Consider the following 515-nt stretch of genomic DNA (forward strand, 5'->3'; position numbering starts at 1 on the left):
CGTCAACCCGATGCTGTCCTACATCAAACCCTACGGGCCCGAACTGGCGGCCTACCTCGCCAACTTCAACGCGGTTCTCCAGTACACCGACGAATCCGGAGCCCATTACCTCAGACTGATTCCCCTGGTCAACGAAAAATCCGTGCAGACACCCGTGCCGTTTGAGGTGCTGACCTACACCAACCCGTATCCGGCACCCGGCACGGGCGCGAAACCCGGACCCTTCAGCGGGCCGTACCCACGGGTGGAGCAAAACGGCGGATGAGGTTTCGCAGACCCGCCTTCCGGCGCCCGGCGGCGCGGTGGATCCGTTCACCGCGGCTGCCGGGCGCGCGGTGGCGTCCGTCCGCGTGGTGGCGCCCGTCCGCGCGGCAGTGCGCCGGGTTCGCGGTCCTGGCGGTTGTGGCGCTGGCGGCGGGCATGGGGCTCACCCGGGTCCGCTCGGACACCACGACGGCGTCCTTCCTGCCCGCCGGGGATCCGGCGCAGCGCGCGTTGCAGGAGTCCGCGCGTTC

General features: G+C 69.7%; 1 protein-coding gene and 1 pseudogene. Both read left to right on the forward strand.

Annotated elements, in window-relative coordinates; genetic code table 11:
* Nucleotides 1–265: pseudogene (locus DD1DGNOD_RS12100) on the forward strand (MlaD family protein); the annotation flags it as partial.
* A partial coding sequence (locus DD1DGNOD_RS12105; RefSeq protein WP_131770146.1) for a hypothetical protein occupies nt 262–515 on the forward strand: 254 nt, incomplete at its 3' end. The pseudogene DD1DGNOD_RS12100 and the gene DD1DGNOD_RS12105, both read left to right, overlap by 4 nt.

It is taken from the genome of Candidatus Protofrankia californiensis (genome assembly GCF_900634765.1).
Taxonomy (GTDB): domain Bacteria; phylum Actinomycetota; class Actinomycetes; order Frankiales; family Frankiaceae; genus Protofrankia; species Protofrankia californiensis.